This is a genomic window from Variovorax sp. V116 (assembly GCF_041154435.1).
Taxonomy (GTDB): domain Bacteria; phylum Pseudomonadota; class Gammaproteobacteria; order Burkholderiales; family Burkholderiaceae_C; genus Variovorax; species Variovorax paradoxus.
In genome coordinates this window covers 3,832,214-3,852,009 of sequence record NZ_AP028661.1, presented here as the reverse complement: position 1 = coordinate 3,852,009, position 19,796 = coordinate 3,832,214, and the positions used below count along the sequence as shown (strand labels likewise).

Here is a 19,796-nt window from a genome sequence, read left to right as displayed (position 1 = left end):
AAGAAGTGACCGACGAACGAACCCTGCCGCCCGGGCTGCACCGCGACACGCTCGCGCTGCGCACCGGCCTGGCGCCGAGCCAGCACGGCGAGCACTCCGAAGCGCTGTTCCTGACCAGCGGCTTCGTGCAGCCCGATGCCGAGACCTCGGCGCGCCGCTTTGCCGGCACCGAGCAGGGCTTCACCTACTCGCGCACCTCCAACCCCACCGTCACCAGCTTCGAGCAGCGCCTGGCCGCGCTCGAAGGCACGGAAGCCGCCATCGGCGCTTCCACCGGCATGGGCGCGATCCTCATGATGTGCATGGGCCTGCTCAAGGCCGGCGACCACGTGGTGTGCTCGCGCTCGGTGTTCGGCTCCACGCTCAACCTGTTCGGCAAGGAGTTTGCCAAGTTCGGCGTCGAGACCACCTTCGTCTCGCAGACCGACGTGGCCGAATGGCGCGCAGCCCTGAAGCCCAACACCAGGCTGCTGTTCGCCGAAACGCCGACCAATCCGCTGACCGAGGTCTGCGACATCCGGGCGCTGGCCGACCTGGCGCACGGCGCCGGCGCGCTGCTCGCGGTCGACAACTGCTTCTGCACGCCCGTGCTGCAGCGCCCGGCCGAACTGGGGGCCGACCTCATCATCCATTCGGGCACCAAGTACCTCGACGGCCAGGGCCGCGTGATGGCCGGCGCGATCTGCGGCCCCTCCAAGCTCATCGTCGACGTGTTCGGCCCGGTGGTGCGCACCGCCGGCATGGCGCTCTCGCCGTTCAACGCGTGGGTGGTGCTCAAGGGCCTCGAGACGCTGGGCATCCGCATGCAGGCGCAGTGCGCCAATGCGCTGGCTGTCGCGCAGTGGCTCGAAACGCAGCCCGGCATCGCACGCGTCTACTACCCCGGCCTGGCCTCGCACGCCCAGCACGAACTGGCCATGCGCCAGCAGTCGGGGCAGGGCGGGGCGGTGCTGTCGTTCGACGTGGTCGGCGACACGCCGGAGGCGGCGCGCGCCAATGCCTTCCACGTGATCAACAGCACGCGCGTGGTGAGCATCGCCACCAACCTGGGCGACACTAAGACCATCATCACGCACCCCGGCACCACCTCGCATGGCCGCCTGACCGAAGCACAGCGCCAGGCCGCCGGCATCAGCCAGGGGCTCATCCGCCTCGCGGTCGGCCTGGAGCACATCGACGACATCAAGGCCGACCTGCTGCGTGGCCTGGGCACCCTGAAATCCTGATTGATCCATGACCGGCAAAGTTCGCACCCGCATCGCTCCGTCTCCCACCGGCTTCCTTCACCTGGGCACGGCCCGCACCGCGCTCTACTCGTGGGCCTATGCACGCCATCACGGCGGCGAGTTCGTGCTGCGCATCGAGGACACCGACGTGGCCCGCTCCACGCAGGACTCGACCGACCAGATCCTCGCTTCGATGCACTGGCTCGGACTGGACTACGACGAAGGCCCCATCTACCAGATGCAGCGCCTGGAGCGCTACCGCGAAGTCATCGCGCAGATGCTCGCGGCCGGCACGGCCTACCACTGCTACTGCACGCCCGCCGAGCTCGACGAAATGCGCGAGGCGCAGCGCGCGCGCGGCGAGAAGACGCTGTACGACCGCCGCTGGCGCCCCGAGCCCGGCAAGGTGCTGCCGCCCGTGCCCGAAGGCGTGCCGCCGGTGGTGCGCTTTTGCAACCCGCCCGAAGGCGACGTGAGCTGGAACGACCTGGTCAAGGGCGAGATCACCATCAACAACCGCGAGATCGACGACCTCATCATCCTGCGTCCCGACGGTGTGCCCACCTACAACTTCGCGGTGGTGGTCGACGACTGGGACATGGCCATCACGCACGTGTTCCGCGGCGACGAGCACATCAACAACACGCCGTGGCAGATCAACATCTTCCGCGCGCTTGGTGCGCCGCTGCCTGCGTTCGGCCACGTGCCGGTGATCCTGGGCGACGACGGGCAGAAGCTCTCGAAGCGCCGTGGCGCGGTGAGCGTCACCGCCTATGAAGAGAACGGCTACCTGCCCGAAGCCATGCTCAACTACCTGGCGCGCCTGGGCTGGAGCCATGGCGACGACGAGCTCTTCACGCGCGAGCAGATGGTGAGCTGGTTCGACGGCTCGCACCTTTCGAAGAGCCCGGCGCAATGGGATGCCGCGAAGCTCGCGTGGGTCAACGCGCAGTACATCAAGGCCAAGCCCGACGCGGAGCTTGCACCGCTCGTGGCCGCGCAGCTGAGTAAGCGCGGCATCGAGGCCGACGATCGGCTGCCCGCCATTTGCGCGCTCTTCAAGGACCGCTGCGAAACCACGGTCGCGCTGGCCGACTGGGCCGCCGCGTTCTACACGGACGTGGCGCCGAGCGAAGCCGACCTCGCGCAGCACGTGACCGATGCAGTGAAGCCCGTCATCGCAACGCTCGCCGAGAAGCTCGCGGGCGTGGCATGGGAAAAAGTTTCGATCGCCGCGGCCATCAAGGAAGTCCTGGCCGCGCATTCGGTGAAAATGCCTGTGTTGGCGATGCCGGTTCGCGTCCTCCTGATGGGAACACCGCAGACGCCATCCCTCGATTCGGTGCTCGCCATCTTTTCTCGTGAAAAAGTTATCGAGCGTTTGAAAAGGGCCTGATTTTTCGGTCTATAATTTGAGGCTCGACAGCGACGCAGGGTAATTCTGAAAAGAAAAGCCTGAAAGTCAAATGGGGGTATAGCTCAGCTGGGAGAGCGCTTGCATGGCATGCAAGAGGTCATCGGTTCGATCCCGTTTACCTCCACCATCAAAGTGTCGAGAAGATAAGTGCTGATCGCAGCACGGTTCCTAAGGTTTTGACCCTATCGTCTAGAGGCCTAGGACACCACCCTTTCACGGTGGCTACCGGGGTTCGAATCCCCGTAGGGTCGCCAGTTTCGCGCAAGTGAAGCAGGCACAAGTCGTCAGCACTTGGCTCCGCAAGGAGTGAACGTTGTCTACCAGGAGTGGTAGTTCAGTTGGTTAGAATACCGGCCTGTCACGCCGGGGGTCGCGGGTTCGAGTCCCGTCCACTCCGCCAGTCAAAGAACGGGTTGCATCAGAAATGGTGCAACCCGTTTTTCTTTGGGCTGTACGCACGCGCGCTATGCGTACGAGCGCGCGATGCCGCCGGGAGCCGGATCCTGGCTTCCGCCCAGTCTCGCTTGCAGGATGGCCAGCAGCGCCAGCACCGGCAGGGCCAGCTCCAGGATTTCCTCGAAGCTGTGCATCAGGTAGCTGCGAAAGGCCGCGGAAGAAGAACCCACGGCGAGCAGGTCCGGCTGCTGTCCGGCGAGCGAAGCGGGCAACTGGTCGAGGATGACCGCCGCCCCGATCACCGCAACGAAGGTCAGCGAGGTGGCGGCTTCCGGGCGCCATTGGCGCCAGGAGCGCATCGCGCGGCTGGCCGACCATGCGCGCCTGGCCAGCCATCCGGCTGCGGTGGCAATGAGCGCGAGGATGGCCGCACCAGCAAGCACCCGCGGAAGGGGCGCGTCGAGCAGGCCGGCGGCGCCGAAATGCGCCAGGTGCCAATCGGCCTCGCGCGCTGCAAAGGCAAGAAGCAGGACGCCGATGGCCGTGCGGTCCAGGCGCGAGAGAGAGGTCATGCGAACCATCGGCAGGCAAAGCACCGCGGCCAGGTACAAGAGCACCGTGCCTTTCTCGACCGGCCCGTCTTCTTCCAGCATGCCCGGCCCGACCATGCCGGGTGTATTCGAGCCGACCCACGCGGCAACGAGCACGAACACCATCACCAGGCATGGCCCGGCCCTGCCGTCAGCCAAGGCGCGCAACGGCCGCGCCAGGGTTGCCGCAGCCTGGGGCGCGAGCCTCGGCGCAATCGCCTGCATCGCAAACAGCGCTGCGGCAATGGCCGCACCCAGCAGCGCGCCCGCCGCGACATCGAACGGAAAATGAATGCCGACATGGATGCGAGCCCAGCCCGTGGCCACGGCGGCGGCAAGAATGACGAGCCCGACGTCGCGCATCGGGCGCCGCAGCAGCAGCACGAAGGCCATGGTGAACATCACCGAGGCATGCGTGCTGGGCAGTCCCGCGCGCAGGCCGTGGGGAACGTGCGCAGGGCTCAGCCCCATCATGAAGGGACGGGGCATGCCCACGGAGGCAGCGATCTCCTGCGAGACCAGGGAAGCCGCTCCTCCGGCGGCCAGCACCGCCAGCACGCAAGGCCGCTGCGCAACTCGCCGCCACGCGGCCCAGGCCAGAACCGCTGCGCAAGCCCACGACGAACCCAGCGCGATGGCCGATGCCAGTTGAAGCACCGCGGGCGAGGGAGAAAAGCCCGCCGCAAGTGCATCGAAGAGCGCGAGATTCAGCGGATGCATCCTTTTTGATTCACTTTCCTTGCGGGTCCGGGCCGTCCACGCGAACGGCGTGGCTGCATCGTAAAACGAGCTTCGCCGCGCGGGTGTGACACGACGCTTCTTCTTCGGTCTCGATCGATCAATCGACGCGCTCGACGCCGCACCAGCGCGCCATGAACACCGCCAGCACGGCGCTCACCTGCACCAGGCTGTCGATGGAAACCCACTCGTCGATGCCGTGGATGCTGGAGCCCGTGGGGCCGTAGCAGACCGCGGGCGTCTGCCCATAGATGTTGAAGAACTTCGCGTCCGTCGTGCCCGTGAAGGCCGTGGGTTCGAGCGGCTGCCCGACGATGTCCTGGTGGCACTTCGAGAGCTCGGAGACGATCGGCGAATCCAGGCCGAGGTCGAAGCCGTCGGCCTGGAAGCCTTCGTAGATCAGCCGGTAGCGCAGGCTCTCGCGGGCCGGATGCGCAGCGTAGGCGGCGGCCAGCACGGCCTCGACCTCGGCCTTGGCGCGGGCCACGTTCATGTCGGGATAGAAGCCGATGCGAATGTCGCTGAGGCAGGCCGAGGGCACCGACGAAGCCCATTCGCCGCCCTGGATCTTTCCGAGGTTGAAGTTGATCGGATGCGCATGGTGCGCGTAGCTGCGATAGCGGTTGGCGGGCTCGTTCCAGCGCTGCTCGAGCTTCTTGAGTTCAGAGAAAAGATACAGCGAGAAGTCGATCGCGCCGACGCCGGTCTGGGCCACCGAAGCATGCACCGGCTTGCCCAGCACCTCGAGCGCGAACCACAGCACGCCCATCTGGCAGGTCATCACGCCGCCGAGCGGCTCGGGGATGATGGCCGCGTCGGCGCGATAGCCCTCGACCAGGCAGGCCAGTGCGCCGTTGCCCGTGCACTCCTCTTCCACCACCGACTGAAAAAACACCGGCGATGCCGGTTCGAGCCCGAGCGACTGCAGCGCTGCATACGCCATCGTGTAGGCCGCAATGCCGGCCTTCATGTCGGCCGCGCCGCGGCCGTAGAGCCGGTCTCCCTCGATCACGGGTTGGAAGGGCGGGTGCTTCCAGAGCAGCTCGGCGCCGGTCGGCACCACGTCGATGTGGCCATTGAAGATCAGCGATCGGCCCTTCTGCGGCCCGCGGGGCCGGTGAATGCCCACGACGTTGGTGCGCCCTTCGTACGGAACGATGGAGGGCGAGTAGCCCGGATGCTGGCGGATCTTCTGCTCGTCGATCTCGAACTGGTGCACGCGCAGGCCCAGCTTCGTGAAGGTCTCGGCCATGAAGGCTTGCGCGCCTTGCTCGTGTCCCAGCAGCGAAGGATGCGCAACGAGCTGCTCGAGCATTCGAACGGCCGGCGCGCGCAGCGCGTGGGCGGCCTCCACGATGGCGGCTTCGGTGATCCGGTCTTCAGTGGGCTGGGGCATGGGGTCGGGGCCGCCTGCGTTGGCGGCGCTGGAAGAAGGAGCTTCATTCTTCCACGCCGCGCAGGCGCCGCCGCAGCCGCGGGTGGCCGGGCTGCAGGTGCCATGCCGACAAGGTAGTTTCCCCACGCCGGGCCCTCGTTCGCCAATGGCTCGACTTCGCGTAGGCCGTTTTCCCAAGTCGGCTCCAGCGGTATTTTGCCGTCTTAGCATGGCTGTTCGAACAGGCTGCCGAGGGCCGCGAAAGAAGAAAGCGCCTCGGCCTTTCCATCGTTCCAGCCAGTAAAGGAGAGCGTCATGCGATCCATCCAGTTCAGAAACCTTGCGCTCGCGTGTGCCGTTGCAGTGGGCGGCGCCGCGGTGGTGGGCTGCACCACCACGCGGCCCCAGGACCATGCCAGCACCGCTTCATCGCGTGCATCGATCGATGCCCAGGTCGACGCCGCACTGTCCAAGTTGTACGACTCGGTCAAGGGCTCGCGCGAGGTCGTCTCCTCGTCCAGCGGCGTGCTGGTGTTTCCTGCCGTGGTCGGCGCCAGCATGGGCATCGGTGCCGAATACGGCCGGGGCGCGCTGCGCGTGAACGGGCGCACCCAGGCCTACTACAGCACCACCGCGGGCTCGATCGGCTTCCAGGCCGGCGCGCAGTCGAAGGCCGTGATCTATGTGTTCACCACGCAGGCCGCGCTCGACAAGTTCCGCAACAGCAAGGGATGGACGGCGGGCGCCGATGCCACCGTGGCCGCCGCAACCATCGGCGCGAACGGCAGCATCGACACCAACACGCTGCGCCAGCCCGTGGTCGGCTTCGTGCTGACCAACGTGGGGCTCGAGGCGGGCGTTTCGCTGTCGGGCGCGAAGATCACGGAGATCCGGCTGTAGCCAACTGCGCCCGCAGTTCGGCGACTTGCCTGCGCAAGCCGTCGTTCTCGGCCGTCAGTTCGGCCACGCGCCGTTCCAGCATTTGAACGGCGTCGAGCTGCTGCCCTGCGGGCTGGTCGGCCGTGTCCGATTCGGCCGATGCCTCGCGCGGCTTGCGCCTGGCCTCGCGCACCCGCTTGGCGGCCTGCCTGAGTTCGTCCTTGCCCGCGTTCGCCGCCGAGACCTGCTCTTCGGCAGGCAGGCTGGCCACGGCCGCCGCCGTGTTGATGGAGATCACGCCAGACTTCACGGCCGCCACCAGTTCGGGTGCGGCCTGCTTCTGGATCTTCTCGATCATCACGACCTGGTTGCTGCTCAGGCGCGCGGCCCTCGCGATGGCTTCGCGGCTGCTCAAGGGAGCGGGCGAGGGCAGGGCCGCGGCGCTCTCGGCGGGCGATTCGGCGGGCGATTCGGCAGCGGGCGTGTCGGCGTCGAAGGGCGCGCCGTCGTCGGGCTGCGCCGTCTCGGCCAGCGCACGCGCACGGCGCTCGTCGACGATGTCCTTCTTTCTGAGCGCCAGCACGCCGCGCAGGAAGTCCGAGATGCTGCGCCGGCCGAGGTGCTGGTCGATCATCCACAGGTGCACGTCCTCGATGGTCTTGAAGCGCGTGTTCTGCACCGTCTGGAACGGCAGCCCGTGCTTCTGGCAGATGCCGTAGCGGTTGTGGCCGTCCACCAGCACATCGCCCCACAGCACCAGCGCGTCGCGGCAGCCTTCGGTGAGGATGCTGCGTTCCAGCGCTTCGTGCTCCTCCGGAGTCAATGGATCGATATAGGCTTTGAGTTCTTCGTTGACGACGATGTTCATGGGGACGGGATCGGAGAGAGGGGCGGAATTCTAGATGCAGGGTGGGCCCGATCATCCTGCCGTCATGCAAGCGCTCCACCATCGATGAGCGGACCGGCCGATTTCCGGCGCCCGCCTGTCTCGCTTTTGCGTGCTCGAACGTCTAATGGATATGGAGCAAGAAGAGGTCGGGACATCGGGTTTTTTTGTAGCCACAAGTAGTAATAATTCTCATTTGTATTGAAAACTTCAGGAGCACCGCCTTCATGTTGATGTGTCTGCATCCTCCCCGACCTTCTCCCGGGCGGTCCGCGCCCCGCCTCGCATGATGCGAGAGCCGGTCGACAGCGCGCTGCATCTTTCGGAGCCCACGCTCGCGGAGGTCTTCATCGCGAACCGTGCCCAGCTCCTGCGCGTGGCGCGAAGGATCGTTCGCACCGCGGAGCTGGCCGACGATGTGGTGCAGGACGCCTACCTCAAGATCACCGACGGCCCTTGCGTGCGCAAGGCCGACCGGCCGATCGGCTATTGCTGCCAGGTGGTGCGCAATGTCGCGCTCGACTGCTGCCGGCGCCACACCGTCGAGGCCAACTACCGCAGCTTCGATGTCGATGTCGAAGCGCTCGACGTGGCCGGCCCGCCTTCGCCCGATCGCCTGATGCGCGAACGCCAGGCGATCCAGGCCATCGACAAGGTGCTCGCGGGGCTCCCTGCACGCACGCGCCTGGTGTTCGAGCTCTACCGGCTCGAGGGCCTCACCCAGCGCGAGATTGCGCAGCGCCTGGGATGCGCGCTCGGACTGGTGAACGGTCTGATTGCCGAGGCGGCGCTGGCGATCAAGGAATGCGGCCGCCTGCTCGAGGACGACTGAGCCTTCGCACGCTTGCGGGATTGGTGTAGGGTAAAAGCCTTAACTCCCGCGCGGCGTGCCGATGTACTGTCGCGTGATGCATCACATCCTTCACGCATGACACAAGAACAGGACGATCCCATCTGGAGCACCGCATGGCAGTGGGTGCAGCGCGAGCACGACCACGAGCGCTTCGATGCCCCGGCGCGCGCCGAGATGACGGCCTGGCTTCTTGCCGATCCGCTGCACCGCAAGGCCTACGACAGAGCCGCCCGGCTGTGGCTGCTGGCCGGACTGGTGCCACCGGCCGCCAAGGAGTAGTGAACAGATCGCGTCCTGAAACGTCTTGTTGATCAGGAGCGATGAGATGGCCGCCTGGCCACCTGATCGCCTTTCACCCTGTTCAACCGCACAAGGACGCACCCATGTCGACGAGCTGCTTCGATCGCGAAGACGAGACCTTCATCGTTCTGGTCAACCACGAAGACCAGTACTCCATCTGGCCCCACTGGAAGGCCGTGCCGAAGGGATGGACGGCGGTCGAGGGCGCCAAGGGCGACAAGAAGACCGTGCTGGCCCATGTCGAGCAGAACTGGACCGACATGCGTCCGCGCTCGCTGCGCGAATGGATGGCGCAGCAGAACCCGGCGACCGGAACTGCAGCCCAAACCACGGCTGGCTGACGCGCATGGACGCGAGCGCCTCGCTGCTGTGCCTGCCGTGTGCGGGTGCCAGCGCAACGATGTACCTGCGCTGGCGGCGGCTGCTGCCGCGCTGGGTCCACGTCGTGCCCGTGGAGCTGCCCGGCCGCGGTGGCCGGCTGTCCGAGCGGCTGGTCCGGAACTTCGATGAGCTCGTCGCGCAGGTCTGCGCGGAGCAGGCCGAGGCGCTGCGCGGCAACTTCGCGATCTTCGGCCACAGCATGGGATCGTTGCTGGCCTACGGCATCACCCGCCGGCTGCGGTCGATGGGGCGCCCGTTGCCGCTTGCGCTGCTGGCTTCCGGCAGCTGCGCACCTTCGCGGCGCGATCCCGCGCGCTTCGCCGGCAAGACCGACGACGCATCGCTCGCGGCCGAGTTGCGCAAGCAGGGCGGAACGCCCGAAGAAGCCTTCGCAAGCGCGGAACTCATGCGCATCACGCTCGACATGCTCGGTGCCGACTACCGCGTGTGCGAGAGCTTCCGGTACCGCGAAGAAGAAGCGCCGCTGCCCATGCCCGTGCATGTCTTTGCCGGGCGCGAGGACGACATCGACGCGGCATCCGTCCATGCATGGTCGGCCGAGGTGGGCGGTGTCTTCACGCTCGACTGGTTCGACGGCGGCCACTTCTTCATCCGGCAGCACGAAACAGCATTCCTGGCCGCACTCATCGAGCGGCTTGGCCAAGCCGTTGCAGGAGAGCGCCATGGGCCTCGTGTCCTGGCCTGACCCGCTCCCCGCAGGCATCGAGGTCCACCGCCTCGACCTCGACCTGGACGCCGATGTCTCGGCCGAGCGCCAGCTGCTGGCACTCGCCGAGCGCGCGCAGGCCGACAGGTATGCGCGCAGCGCCGACCGCGTGCGCTTCACCGCCACGCGCGCGGCCCTTCGCGGCCTGCTTGCCCGGCGCGTGGGCTGCCAGCCGGCCGATGTGCGGTTCGCAACGGGCCCGCACCGCAAGCCCTTCCTCGACGTGGCCGGCGGCGATGCGCCGCTCTTCAACGTCTCGCACTCGGGCGCCCATGCGCTCATCGCGCTCGCCGATCCCCGCGTGGTGAGCGCCGTGGGCATCGACATCGAGGCCTGCAGGAGTGACGTCGATATCGAGGCCGTCGCTTCGCTCGCCTTCACCGGCAGCGAACGCCGCGCGCTGCAGGAAGCCGGCGACCCGCTGCAGGCCCTCTACAGCCGCTGGGTCGGCAAGGAGGCGGTGCTGAAAGCCGTCGGCGTCGGCGTGGCCGAGCACCTTCAATCCATCGGCATCCATTCCGGCGTGCAGGGGCGATACGTCCTCGAATGCGCCGTTCCCGAGTGGTCCGGCCTTCACGCCGTGGCGCTCGATGCGCCCACGGGCTATGCCGCCGCGCTCGCGTGGCGTGCCAAGGAATCGACATGAATGAAACGCTCACCCGCTTCGTGCGCAGCAAGGCGCCCGCCGGCTCCGACCTGCCCGTCCTCATGACGCCCGCGCATGCCGGCGAAGACCTGCTTTCGGCCGTGCAACGCCTGCGTCCGCAGATCGAGGAGTCGCTGCTGCTTGCCGGCGGCGTGCTGCTGCGCGGCTTCTCGGTGCCGGCGGTGGAGACCTTCCAGCAGTTCGCCTCGTCGTTCGGCCATCCGCTGCTGAAGTACGAGTTCGCCTCCACGCCGCGCTCCGCGGTGTCGGCCTCCACCGGCGCAGGTGTCTACACCTCGACCGAATACCCGGCGCACCAGAGCATTCCGCTGCACAACGAGCAGGCCTACACGCGCGAGTGGCCGATGAAGATCTGGTTCCACTGCGTGACCGCGTCGCCCGAAGGCGGCGAGACACCCATTGCCGACAGCCGCGCGGTCTACCGCCGCATGCCCGGGCACATCCGCAAGCGCTTCGAGCCCGGCATCCTGTACGTGCGCAACTTCGGCGAGATGGACGTGCCATGGCAGAAGGTGTTCAACACCGAAAGCCGCGCCAAAGTCCAGGCCTTCTGCGAGCGCTCGGGTATCTCGTGGGAATGGAAGGACGGCGACGGCCTGCGCACCCGGCAGCTTTGCCAGGCCGTGGAGACGCATCCCCTCACGGGCGAGCGGGTGTGGTTCAACCAGGCTCACCTGTTCCATATCTCTGCACGCGAGGCCGAGGAGCGCGAAGTGCTCGAAGAAATCTACGGCATCGAGAACGTGCCGCGCAACACCTTCTTCGCCGATGGCTCGACCATCAGCGACGAAATATTCGACGAGGTGCGTGCCGTGCTCGATGCGGAGACGGTGGCCTTCCCGTGGGAGGAGGGCGACGTGCTGATGCTCGACAACATGCTGGTGGCGCATGCGCGCTCGCCGTTCAAGGGGCCGCGCAAGGTGATCGTGGCCATGGCCGAGCCGCACGGCAATCTGGGCCGCTTCTAGAACCGCAGGGAGTCCGCAGGATGGAAAAGAACACACAGGCGCAGCAGGCGCCGATCTCGCCGCGTCCAACGAATTTCGTGGCGCACCTTCGCGCGCTGGCCGACGCGCGGCGCGACGACATCTGGCTCACCGTCGTGAGCGCGGTGGATGGCACGGAGCGCGCGGAGCCGATCAGCTACCGCGTCTTCGAGCGCCGCGTGCGCGCGCTCGCGGCCCGGCTGCAGCAGCAGTTCGCCAAGGGAGAGCGCGCCCTCGTCATGCTGGACAACGGCGACCACTATGCGGTGAGCATGCTGGCCTGCTTCTACGCGGGTGTGATCGCGGTGCCGGTGTTCCCGCCGGAATCGGCGCGCCCGCAGCACCTCGCGCGGTTGACCGGCATCGCCGCCGATTCGCAGGCGCGCTGCGTGCTGACTTCCGAGGCCATGGCGCGCACGATGAATGCAGCGAGCGCGGGCCTGCGCCAGTTCGGCGATGCGCACATCGTTGCGGTCGATACCGTGGACATCTCGCTCGCCGATGCATGGACGCCCTTCGAGCCGGCTGGCGGCGACGTCGCCTTCCTGCAATACACCTCGGGCTCCACCTCGGCGCCCAAGGGCGTGATCGTGACGCACGGCAACCTGATGGCCAACGAGGAGGCGATCCAGCACAGCATGGGCATCGGGCCGGGCGACAGCTTCGTTTCGTGGGCGCCGCTCTATCACGACATGGGCCTGATCGGCGGATTGCTGCAGCCGCTCTACAGCGGCATTCCGCTGGTGCTCACCTCTCCGGGCTACTTCCTGGAGCGCCCGGTGCGCTGGCTCGACCTGATCTCGCGCTACCGCGGCACCTGCAGCGGCGGCCCCGACTTCGCCTACCGCCTGTGCCTGGAACGCGTGAAGGATGCGCAGCTGGCCCAGCTCGACCTGTCGAGCTGGCGCGTGGCCTACACCGGCGCCGAACCCGTGCGCGCCGACACTGAGATCGAATTCATCTCGCGCTTCGCATCCGCGGGTTTCGATGCGGCAGCCGTCTATCCCTGCTACGGCCTTGCCGAGGCGACGCTCTTCGTCACCGGCGGCCGCCGGGGTGGCGGCCTGGTCGCGCCCACGTTTTCCGCCACCGGCCTCGCCAGCGGCACGGGAACGCCTGCGGACGAGGGCGCGGCGCTGGTCGGCTGCGGCAACGTCGCGCCCGGCCATCGCATCGAGATCGTCGATGCCGAATCGCTATCGGCCGCGGCCCCCGGAAAGATCGGCGAGATCTGGACCTGCGGTCCGAGCATCGGCCACGGCTACTGGGGCAAGGAGCGCGAAACCCGCGAGACCTTCGTCGAGCGGGACGGCCAGCGCTGGCTGCGCACAGGCGACCTCGGCTTCATGCACGAGGGCCAGCTCTACGTCACCGGCCGCATCAAGGACCTGATCATCGTCCGCGGCCACAACATCTACCCGCAGGACATCGAACGGCTCATCGAGGCCGAGGTCGATGCGGTGCGCAAGGGCCGCGTCGCGGTCTTCGCCACGCCGGGGCCGGGCGGCGAAGGCATCGGCGTGGCCGCCGAGGTGTCGCGCAGCATGCAGAAGCTGGTGCCGGCCGCGGTGCTGGTCGATGCGCTGGGCGCCGCCGTGAGCGAAGTGTTCGGAGAGACGCTGTCGGCCGTGCTGCTGCTCAACCCCGGCGGCATGCCCAAGACCACCAGCGGCAAGCTGCAGCGCAGTGCCTGCCGCGCGGGCTGGCTCGAGGGCAGCGCCGATGCGTATGCCGTCTACCAGCATGGCGCCTTCGTGCGCGGAGGCCCGGGCGAAGCCGTTGCCGAGGCACCGCTCGACGAAGTCGAGCAGGCCGTCGCCGCCATCTGGCGCGATGTGTGCAAGTACGGCGACGACCGCCCGCTTGGCCGCGATGCCCACTTCTTCAACCGCGGCGGCAGCTCCCTCACCGCCACGCAGGCGGCCGCGCGCATCGGCGCGCGCTGGCAGATCGACTTTCCCGCGCGCAGGCTCTTCGAGCAACCGCGCCTTCGCGACTGCGCGTCGGCCATCCGCGAACTGCAGCGGCAGGGCGTGCGCCCGCAGCTCGCGCCCATTGCCGTGCTCTCCGCGGAGCGCCGGCTGTTGCCATTGCCGCTCTCGCACGCGCAGGAGCGCCAGTGGTTCCTCTGGCAGATCGATCCCGAGAGCGCGGCCTACCACGTGAGCGGCGCGCTGCGCCTGGCCGGCGCGTTGCGGGTCGATGCCCTGCAAGCAGCGCTCGACGATCTGGTGGCGCGCCACGAATCGCTGCGCACGGTCTTCAGCGCCGGTGCCGATGGCAGCGTGGAGCAGTGGATCAGGCCGGGCGGCTCCGTGCCGCTGGCGCTGGTCGACCTGCGCGGCGCCGAAGCCGAAGCCGATGCCCGATTGGACGAAGCCACGCGGCGTCTCAAGGCCGAGCCCTTCGACCTCACGCAGGGCCCGCTGCTGCGCGCCGCGCTGATCCGCACCGCCAACGAGGTGCATGTGCTTGCCGTGGTGATGCATCACATCGTGTCCGACGGTGCCTCGATGCAGTTGCTGATCGACGAACTGGCCGCAGGCTACGCCGCGCAGCTGAAGGGCGATACCGTGCGCATGCCCGCGCCGCGCATCCAGTACGCCGACCATGCGCTGTGGCAGCGCGAGTGGCTGGCGGCGGGCGAGGGCGAGCGGCAGCTGGCCTGGTGGCGCACGCAGCTCGGCGACACGCACACCGTGCTCGACCTGCGCACCGACCACCCGCGCAAGCCGCAAGCCGGCTACAGCGCCGCGCGCCACGCCTTCGAGCTTCCGGCGAGCCTGCTCGCGCAGCTGCGCAAGGCCGCGGACGGCGGTAGCGCCACGCTCTTCATGGTGCTGTTGGCCGGCTTCCAGGCGCTGCTGCACCGCTACACGGGCCAGGAAGACATCCGCATCGGCGCACCGTTTGCCAACCGCAACCGCGTGGAAGCCGAAGGCGTGGTCGGCCTGTTCGTCAACACGCTGGTGCTGCGCAACCCGATCGATGGCCGCCTCGGTGCATCGCGGGTGCTGGCGCAGGCGCGGGACGCGGTGCTGGGCGCACAGGCGCACCAGGATGTGCCCTTCGAGCAACTCGTGCAGATGCTGCAGCCCGAGCGCAGCCTGAGCCGCACGCCGCTGTTCCAGGTGATGTTCAACCACCTGTTCGAGGACTACCGCTCGCTCGGCCAGCTGCCCGGCATCGCCGCGCAAGACCATGCGCTGCCCGATCTCGCGGCGCAGTTCGAGCTCACGCTCGAAGCGCGCGAGCGGCCGGGCGGCCAGCTCTCGCTCGCCCTGATCTACGCGGCCGAGCTGTACGAGCCCGACACCATGGCGCGCATGGCCGGCCACTATGTCGCGATCCTGCAGGCGCTGGTCGATCGTCCTCATCAACCCATCGGCGACATCGAACTGCTCGGCGCGCCGGAGCGGGCCCGGCTCGCGCAGTGGGGCGTGAATGGGCATCGCGAGCCGCAGCCCGAGCCCGTGCATCGCATGATCGAGCGGCAGGCCCGCATGCAGCCCGATGCCACTGCGCTGCTGTTCGCCGACGAGTCGCTCGGCTTTGCGGAACTGAACCGCCGCGCCAACCGCCTGGCGCACCGGCTGATCGCGCTGGGCGTGAAGCCCGAGGTGCTCGTGGGCATCGCGATGGAGCGCTCCGTCGAGATGGTGGTCGCCATCCTGGGCGTGCTGAAGGCGGGCGGCGCCTATGTGCCGCTCGACCCCGAATACCCTGCCGAGCGCCTGGCCTACATGGTGCAGGACAGCGGCATCGGCCTGCTGCTCACGCAGCGCAGCGTGGCCTATTGCGTGGCCAACTGCGTGCCCGACCGCCGCGCGCTCACGGTGCTCGAAGTCGATGCGGCCGATTTCAGCGCCGAGCCCGAGAGCGATCCGCAGATCGGCCTGCACATTGAGAACCTCGCCTACGTGATCTACACATCGGGCTCGACCGGCAAGCCCAAGGGCGCGGCCATCCGCCACAGCGCGCTGCACAGCTGCATGGCGTGGATGCAGGGCATCTACAAGCTCACGCATGCCGACACCGTGCTGCACAAGGCGCCCTTCGGCTTCGACGTGTCGGTGTGGGAGCTGTTCTGGCCGATGAGCTCGGGCGCGCGGCTGGTGCTGGCCAACCCCGGCGATCACCGCGACCCGGCGCGCCTGGTCGAGCTGATCCAGCGCCACCAGGTCACCACGCTCAACTTCGTGCCCTCGATGCTGCAGGCCTTTCTCGCGCACAAGGGCATCGAGGCCAGTACGCGCCTGCGCCACATCATCTGCGGCGGCGAGGCAATGCCGGCCGAGACGCAGAAGGAAACGCTCGAGCGCCTGCACGGCGCGGGCCTGCAGAACCTCTACGGCCCCACCGAGACCACCATCCACGTCACGCACTGGGCCTGCCGCAACGATGGCCAGAGCCAGGTGCCCATCGGCAAGCCGATCAGCCACACCAGCACCCACGTCCTGGATGCCGAACTCAACCTCGTGCCGCAGGGCGTGGCGGGTGAGCTGTACCTGGGCGGCGTCAGCCTTGCGCGTGGCTACCTGAAGCGTGCCGGCCTGAGCGCCGAGCGCTTCGTGGCCGACCCGTTCGACAGCGCTGGCGGCGGGCGGCTCTACCGCACCGGCGACCTCGTGCGCTGGAACGGCGAAGGGCAACTGGAGTACCTGGGCCGCATCGACCACCAGGTGAAGATCCGGGGCTTTCGCATCGAGCTCGGCGAGATCGAGGCCGAGCTGCTGGCACAGCCCGCCGTGCGCGAAGCCGTCGTGGTGGCCAGGGACGGCCTGGCCGGTGCGCGGCTCGTCGCCTACCTCGCGCCGCATGCGGGCGAGGCCATCGACACCGGGGCGCTGAAAGAGCGGCTCGCACAGGTGCTGCCCGACTACATGGTCCCGCGCGCCTTCGAGCTGCTCGATGCACTGCCGCTGAACGCCAACGGCAAGGTGGACCGCAAGGCACTGCCCGAGCCGGCCCTTGCCGGCGGCCAGGCCTACGAGGCGCCGCAGGGCCATGTTGCGCAGACGGTGGCCGCGGTGTGGTCCGAGGTGCTGCAGGTCGCGCGGGTCGGCCTGCACGACAACTTCTTCGACCTGGGTGGCCACTCGCTGCTGCTGATCCGCGCACACCGGCTGCTGGAAGACCGGCTGCACACCGCCATCCCGGTGGTCAATCTCTTCAAGTACCCCACCGTCCAATCGCTGGTCCAGTGGCTGGAGCAGGCGCCCGCACGTGCCGCCGCATCGGCCAGCGAGGCCACGGCGAGCGACGACCGGGCGCTGCGCCAGCGCGCCGCCATGCTTCAACGCCGCAAAGCGGCAGAGAGAGTCAACTGATGTCCCACCCCTTCGAATCCTCCGAGCCGAGCGGCATCGAGATCGCCATCGTCGGCATGGCCGGGCGCTTTCCCGGCGCGGGCGACGTGGACGCCTTCTGGCGCAACATCCGGGACGGCGTGGCCTCGGTCTCCCGCTTCACCGACGAGCAGCTGCGCGCGCAAGGCGTGCCGCAGTCGCTGCTGGACGATCCCGACTATGTGAAGGCCGGCGTGATATTCGAGGGCTTCGACAAGTTCGATGCCGGCTTCTTCGGCTACTCGCCGCGCGAGGCCGAAACGCTCGACCCGCAGCAGCGCATCTTCCTGGAATGCGCCTGGGCCTCGCTGGAGCACGCGGGCTGCGATGCCGCACGCTGGCCGGGCAAGGTCGGCGTGTATGCGGGCGAGGGCGCCAACGTGTACCTCATCCGCAACCTGCTGCCGTCGTTCGGCCTTGGCGCGGCGAGCGGCATCGCCGACCTGCTGGGCCTCATGAGCGGCAACTCGGGCGGCTCGCTGTGCACCCGCGTGTCGTACAAGCTCGATCTGCGCGGTCCCGCGGTGACGGTGCAGACCGCCTGCTCCACGTCGCTCACCGCGGTCCACACGGCCTGCCAGGCGCTGTTGAGCCACGACTGCGACATGGCCCTGGCCGGCGGCGTGTGGCTCAACCTGCTGCAGGAAGGCGGCTATCGCTACCAGGCCGGCGCCATCCTCTCGCCCGATGGACACTGCCGCGCCTTCGACGCGAAGGCGGCCGGCACCATCATCGGCAGCGGCGCGGGCATCGTGGTGCTCAAGCGGCTGGACGACGCCCTGCGCGACGGCGACACCATCCATGCAGTCATCAAGGGCAGCGCGGCCAACAACGACGGCGCCGCCAAGGTCGGCTTCACAGCGCCCAGCGTCGACGGCCAGGCCGAGGTGATCCGCGCGGCCCAGCTCATCGCGGGCGTGCCCGCGGACACCATCGGCTACATCGAGGCCCACGGCACCGCGACCACGCTCGGCGACCCGATCGAACTCGCCGCGCTCACGCAGGCCTTTCGCGCCGAGACCGAACGCCGCGGCTTCTGCGCCGTGGGTTCGGTGAAGACCAACATCGGCCACCTGGATGCCGCGGCCGGCGTGGCCGGGCTCATCAAGACGGTGATGGCGCTCAAGCACCGCATGCTGCCGCCCAGCCTGCACTACGAGAGCCCGAACCCGCAGATCGATTTCGCCTCCAGCCCCTTCTACGTCAATGCGCAATTGCGTCCGTGGCCCGAAGGCAAGGCGCCGCGCCGCGCAGGCGTGAGCTCGTTCGGCATCGGCGGCACCAACGTGCACGTGGTGCTCGAAGAGGCGCCGGCCGTTGCCGCGGCACAGCCTGCTTCCGGCTGGCAGGTGCTGCCCGTGTCGGCAAAGGACGAAGCCGCGCTGGCGCAGGGCCGCTTGCAACTCGCGGCGCATCTGCAGGCCCATCCGGAGCTGGCGCTGGGCGATGTGGCCCAGACGCTGCAAAGCGGACGCCGCCCCTTCGCCTGGCGCAGTGCCGTGGTGGCCAACCAGCCGGCGATGGCCTCCGAGATGCTGGCTTCGCCCATGGCCCCGTCGACGCGCGTGCCCGCCGCCGCGCCCGAGGTGGTGTTCCTCTTCCCCGGCGGCGGCACGCAGCATGCACGCATGGGCGAGGCGCTCTATCAGCGCAGCGCCGTGTTCCGCGAGGAGCTCGACCGCTGCGCCGCACTGCTGAGGGCCGGCTGCGGCATCGACCTGCTCGCGCTGGTGTTCCCGGCCGACGGCGACGAAGCTGCGGCGAACGAGCGGCTGTTCCGCATGGCATACGCGCAGCCCGCGCTGTTCGCCGTCGAGTACGCGATGGCGCGCTGGTGGATGAGCTGCGGCGTGCAGCCCGCGCTGATGCTCGGCCACAGCCTCGGCGAATACGTGGCGGCCTGCCTGTCGGGCGTGTTCTCGCTCGAAGACGCGCTGCACATCGTGGCCGCGCGCGGCCGCCTGATGCAGACGCTCGCGGCGGGCGCGATGACGGCGGTGTCGCTGCCCGAATCGGCGCTGGCCGAATTCCTTCGCGACGGCTGCGACCTGGCCGCGGTGAACGGCGAGCAGCTCTGCGTGCTGGCCGGCCCGTTGGACGCCATCGAGCGCGCCGAAGAAGCGCTGCGCGCGCGCCAGCAACTGCCGCGCCGCCTGCATGTGGCCATCGCCTCGCATTCGAGCCTGGTCGATCCCATCGTGGCCGAGCTGGAGCAGCTGATCGCCTCGCTGCCGCGCCATGCGCCGCGCATTCCCTTCCTGTCGAACGCGACGGGCCGGCCGATCACCGAAGCAGAGGCAACCAGCCCGGCGTACTGGGGCCGCCACCTGCGCGGCACCGTGCGCTTTGCCGAGGGCCTGCGCGAGATCTTCGCCGCGTCGGGCCGCGTGCTGCTCGAGGTCGGCCCCGGCGAAACGCTCGCGGGCCTCGCGCGCCAGCATTCGCAAAGCCGCGAGGCCGCGGGCATCTGGGCGAGCCAGGCGCACCCGCAGCAAACGGCGCGCAACGCGCAGCAGCTGGCCGTTGCCGTGGCGGGACTGTGGACCGCGGGCGTCGACATCGACTGGGCGGCCTGCCGTGCGGAAGGCGCAAGCCGGCGCCGCGTGCCGCTGCCCACCTATGCCTTCCAGCGCAAGCGCTTCTGGATCGAGGCGGGCGAGACCGCGCAGCCTGCGAAGAGCACGACGCCGAACCTCTTCTACGCGCCCCGCTGGGAGCGCAGCGCACCGCTTCCGCCCGCTCAAAAGCAGGGCGAGCGCGCAGGTTGCACGCTGGTGCTCGGCGATGCGAACAGCTTCACCGACCGGCTCGCGCGCACCCTGCGCGAGCGCGGCGAAAAAGTGGTGCTGGCCTTGCGCGGACCGCGCTTTGCCCGCACCGCGCCGGCCCAGTACGCCCTGCGCGCGGGCGAGCGCTCCGACCACGAAGCGCTGCTGCGCGAGGTCGAAGCCGAAGCCGGGCCGGTGCTGCGCCTGCATCACCTGTGGAGCCTGGACGGCGACCGGCCCGCGGCATCGCACGCGCAAG

14 protein-coding genes and 3 tRNA genes (1 of these 17 cut by a window edge) are annotated in these 19,796 nt (G+C 68.6%); 14 read left to right on the top strand and 3 right to left on the bottom strand.

Annotation, left to right across the window (positions count from 1 at the left end; all coding sequences use genetic code 11):
* The first annotated feature begins 5 nt into the window (after window positions 1–5).
* The 5 genes from ACAM58_RS18280 to ACAM58_RS18260 all read left to right on the top strand — a co-directional run bounded on the left by ACAM58_RS18280 (window position 6) and on the right by ACAM58_RS18260 (window position 3,043).
* Entirely contained in the window at window positions 6–1,226 is a 1,221-nt protein-coding gene (locus ACAM58_RS18280; RefSeq protein WP_278877849.1) for an O-succinylhomoserine sulfhydrylase, read from the top strand.
* A 7-nt stretch (window positions 1,227–1,233) separates the two neighbouring features.
* Window positions 1,234–2,622 carry a glutamate--tRNA ligase gene (gene gltX, locus ACAM58_RS18275; RefSeq protein ID WP_278877852.1) on the top strand — a complete coding sequence of 463 codons (1,389 nt, stop codon included), beginning with the start codon at window positions 1,234–1,236 and terminating at the stop codon, window positions 2,620–2,622.
* Window positions 2,623–2,694: 72 nt separating this feature from the next.
* Window positions 2,695–2,770, top strand: a tRNA-Ala gene (locus ACAM58_RS18270).
* A gap of 51 nt (window positions 2,771–2,821) precedes the next feature.
* Window positions 2,822–2,897: transfer RNA gene (locus ACAM58_RS18265), tRNA-Glu, on the top strand.
* Between the two features lie 69 nt (window positions 2,898–2,966).
* A tRNA-Asp gene (locus tag ACAM58_RS18260) sits at window positions 2,967–3,043 on the top strand.
* Between the two features lie 64 nt (window positions 3,044–3,107).
* Here the strand turns inward: ACAM58_RS18260 and ACAM58_RS18255 are convergent.
* The gene (locus ACAM58_RS18255) at window positions 3,108–4,349 is read right to left on the bottom strand and encodes a phosphatase PAP2 family protein (RefSeq protein ID WP_369663213.1); all 1,242 of its coding nucleotides are present in this window, start codon (window positions 4,347–4,349) and stop codon (window positions 3,108–3,110) included.
* A 118-nt stretch (window positions 4,350–4,467) separates the two neighbouring features.
* Window positions 4,468–5,763 (bottom strand): ArgE/DapE family deacylase, encoded by a 1,296-nt coding sequence (locus tag ACAM58_RS18250; RefSeq protein WP_369663212.1) that lies wholly within the window; start codon window positions 5,761–5,763, stop codon window positions 4,468–4,470.
* Window positions 5,764–6,057: 294 nt separating this feature from the next.
* Here ACAM58_RS18250 and ACAM58_RS18245 point away from each other — a divergent pair, with 294 nt between their 5' ends.
* Complete coding sequence (locus tag ACAM58_RS18245; RefSeq protein ID WP_015866532.1) at window positions 6,058–6,642, top strand: YSC84-related protein; 585 nt, start codon at window positions 6,058–6,060, stop codon at window positions 6,640–6,642.
* Here the strand turns inward: ACAM58_RS18245 and ACAM58_RS18240 are convergent.
* Window positions 6,623–7,489 (bottom strand): plasmid replication/partition related protein, encoded by an 867-nt coding sequence (locus tag ACAM58_RS18240; protein ID WP_369663211.1) that lies wholly within the window; start codon window positions 7,487–7,489, stop codon window positions 6,623–6,625. The genes ACAM58_RS18245 and ACAM58_RS18240 overlap by 20 nt on opposite strands.
* A 304-nt stretch (window positions 7,490–7,793) precedes the next feature.
* Between ACAM58_RS18240 and ACAM58_RS18235 the strand changes: the two genes are divergently transcribed.
* The 8 genes from ACAM58_RS18235 to ACAM58_RS18200 form a co-directional block, all read left to right on the top strand.
* Window positions 7,794–8,339, top strand: a complete 546-nt coding sequence (locus ACAM58_RS18235; RefSeq protein WP_062366142.1) for a sigma-70 family RNA polymerase sigma factor — start codon at window positions 7,794–7,796, stop codon at window positions 8,337–8,339.
* A 96-nt stretch (window positions 8,340–8,435) separates the two neighbouring features.
* On the top strand, window positions 8,436–8,639 hold the full coding sequence (locus ACAM58_RS18230) for a hypothetical protein (RefSeq protein WP_062366144.1): 204 nt from the start codon (window positions 8,436–8,438) through the stop codon (window positions 8,637–8,639).
* Window positions 8,640–8,743: 104 nt separating this feature from the next.
* Entirely contained in the window at window positions 8,744–9,001 is a 258-nt protein-coding gene (locus ACAM58_RS18225) for an MbtH family protein (protein WP_369663210.1), read from the top strand.
* A gap of 5 nt (window positions 9,002–9,006) precedes the next feature.
* Window positions 9,007–9,747 (top strand): thioesterase II family protein, encoded by a 741-nt coding sequence (locus ACAM58_RS18220; protein WP_369663209.1) that lies wholly within the window; start codon window positions 9,007–9,009, stop codon window positions 9,745–9,747.
* Window positions 9,725–10,414, top strand: a complete 690-nt coding sequence (locus ACAM58_RS18215; protein ID WP_369663208.1) for a 4'-phosphopantetheinyl transferase superfamily protein — start codon at window positions 9,725–9,727, stop codon at window positions 10,412–10,414. Before ACAM58_RS18220 ends, ACAM58_RS18215 begins: the two co-directional genes overlap by 23 nt.
* Window positions 10,411–11,403, top strand: coding sequence for a TauD/TfdA family dioxygenase (locus ACAM58_RS18210; RefSeq protein ID WP_369663207.1), 993 nt, complete (start codon window positions 10,411–10,413; stop codon window positions 11,401–11,403). The genes ACAM58_RS18215 and ACAM58_RS18210 overlap by 4 nt, the downstream gene beginning before the upstream one ends.
* 20 nt (window positions 11,404–11,423) lie before the next feature.
* Window positions 11,424–16,751: an amino acid adenylation domain-containing protein gene (locus ACAM58_RS18205; protein ID WP_369663206.1), complete on the top strand. Its 5,328-nt coding sequence runs from the start codon at window positions 11,424–11,426 to the stop codon at window positions 16,749–16,751.
* A protein-coding gene (locus ACAM58_RS18200; protein ID WP_369663205.1) for a beta-ketoacyl synthase N-terminal-like domain-containing protein crosses the window boundary here: on the top strand, window positions 16,751–19,796 show its 5' portion. The gene runs 1,517 nt beyond the window's last position; 3,046 of the gene's 4,563 nt are visible here — the first part of the coding sequence; the start codon lies at window positions 16,751–16,753; its stop codon lies beyond the right edge, outside the window. The genes ACAM58_RS18205 and ACAM58_RS18200 overlap by 1 nt, the downstream gene beginning before the upstream one ends.